This window comes from Halorhodospira abdelmalekii, from assembly GCF_016583625.1.
In the GTDB taxonomy this organism is placed as follows: domain Bacteria; phylum Pseudomonadota; class Gammaproteobacteria; order Nitrococcales; family Halorhodospiraceae; genus Halorhodospira; species Halorhodospira abdelmalekii.
Genome location: NZ_NRRN01000115.1, coordinates 1 through 1815, shown reverse-complemented (window position 1 = coordinate 1815; position 1815 = coordinate 1). Strand labels below are relative to the sequence as shown.

The 1815-nt window shown below is 61.9% G+C and carries 2 protein-coding genes; one reads left to right on the top strand and one right to left on the bottom strand.

Going from position 1 to position 1815, the window contains the following annotated elements; translation table 11 throughout:
* Nucleotides 1-50: 50 nt before the first annotated feature.
* Nucleotides 51-995, top strand: coding sequence for a UvrD-helicase domain-containing protein (locus tag CKO15_RS13625; RefSeq protein ID WP_200197356.1), 945 nt, complete (start codon nt 51-53; stop codon nt 993-995).
* A 111-nt stretch (nt 996-1106) separates the two neighbouring features.
* Here the strand turns inward: CKO15_RS13625 and CKO15_RS13620 are convergent, their stop codons facing one another.
* Nucleotides 1107-1679, bottom strand: coding sequence for an ATP-binding protein (locus tag CKO15_RS13620; protein WP_242464810.1), 573 nt, complete (start codon nt 1677-1679; stop codon nt 1107-1109).
* Nucleotides 1680-1815 lie beyond the last annotated feature (136 nt).

Below are 1815 nucleotides of genomic sequence, written 5' to 3'. Positions count from 1 at the left end.
TATTCTGGAGCGTGGTGCCGGCCAGCTCCCCCTACTAGCGACACTAGCTGATGACAGAAGAGGCTAAAACACTGCAGGCCGAGGCGATGCCGCTGCACGGCATCCACCTGATTGAGGCGAGCGCCGGCACCGGCAAGACCTTCAACATCACCCGCCTCTATCTGCGCCTGCTGCTTGAACGCGAACTCAGCGTCCAGCACATCTTGGTGATGACCTTTACCCGGGCGGCAACGGCCGAGCTCAAAGGCCGGCTGAGCGCCGAGATCGAGCGCGCGTACAGCGAGTGGGAAAGGCTCGACGAACCCTTCTATGAGTGCTTGCGAGCCCGCCTGCCCGACGCCGTGAAGGTCCGCGCCCTGCTGCGCAACGCCCAGCTGCATATGGACGAGGCGGCCATCTACACCATCCACGGCTTCTGCCGGCGCGCCTTGACGCAGGAGGCCTTTCTAAGCGGCATCAGCTTCCAAGCGGAGATGGAGGCTGAGACCCACGGCCTGGTCGTCGAGGCGCTGGAGGATTGGTATCGCGAGGTCGCCAAACAGCCCGACTTCGCTCAACTCTACGGCTACCTCGCCACCCCGGAGCAGTTCGCCGAGCGCTGGTCGCGCACCATCCTTAGCCACGAAACACTGCCCGCAGAGCCGGAGGTTCCGGCGTTCGACACCGAGTGGCAAGCCTTCTGCAACGCTTGGGCGGCGGACCAGGAGGATGGCGAGGCGGCGCACTTTATTAAGCTCAACGTCAAATCACGGCGCAACCCCGAAAAGGCGGCACAGTGGCAGGCGATCTACGAAGAACTCACCACCCTGAGCACGCAACCGGCTCCTAGCGACCCCCCAGAGCTCCTCGAAGATCCTGCACTGCTCAAGGATGGGTTCAATACCGAAAAGAAACTCGCCGCCCTCCCCGCGCTGGCCGCACTCGTCGAGCGCCTCGCCGAACGGCGCAGCGCCTTACATGCTTGGTGGGCGTGGCGCGGCATCGCCTATTGTTAACGGTGCTCCAAACCCGTAGAAAAATGGCGAAGGATTCAAAGATACGGATATCATGCTGTGCCCTGACCGCCTCCTCTCATCCTCCGCCGTTTTAGTGTTCCGCAATCCCCTCTATCGCTTTGTTCTAGTTGATTTGTTTTTCGCTGTACGGGTGGCGCTGCGCTCTTTGGCCTCCTTGAGCCGGTAGGAGTCGCCGTCGATGGTGAGGACCTCGCTGTGGTGCAGGAGGCGGTCGACGAGGGAGACGACGCAGGCGGCATTGGGGAAGACTTCGCTCCATTCGCTGAAGGGGCGGTTGGTGGTGATGATGGTGGAGCTTTTTTCGTAGCGTCGGCTGATTAGTTCGAAGAGCAAGTCGGCGTAGCGAGTGGAGTACGAGAGGTAGCCGACTTCGTCGATGAGCAGCAGCTGGGGCCGGGTGTAGCGGCCTAAGCGACGTTGCAGGAGCAGATCGCTCTGCTGTGCGGCGAGGTCGGCGAGGAGCCCACTGGCGGTGACGAAGAGCGCGGTGTGGCCGGCGATGACGGCTTGGTAGGCGAGGTTACGGGCGATCATAGTTTTGCCGACGCCGTTGCTGCCGAGGATGGCGACGTTGTTGTGTTCGGCGATGAATTCTAGGCGCATCAGGGAGTCGACCAGTTCGCGGTCGCAGGCGGTAGGCCACGCCCAGTCGAATTCGCTCATGGGCTTGAAGGGGTCGTCTCAGAAAACGGAAAAAATCGTACGCTAAGGCAGTTGCAACGCCCGTAGCGGCCTGAATTTGCCCGCGCCGATCTTGGCGCTGCTGCGCCAGAGGTAATCGCCGGTCAGGTTGATGTGC

Bases quoted from the DNA above. Each gene is read 5' to 3' on its own strand.
- CKO15_RS13625 (WP_200197356.1), top strand. From the start codon at position 51: ATGACAGAAGAGGCTAAAACACTGCAGGCCGAGGCGATGCCGCTGCAC.
- CKO15_RS13620 (WP_242464810.1), bottom strand. From the start codon at position 1,679: ATGAGCGAATTCGACTGGGCGTGGCCTACCGCCTGCGACCGCGAACTG.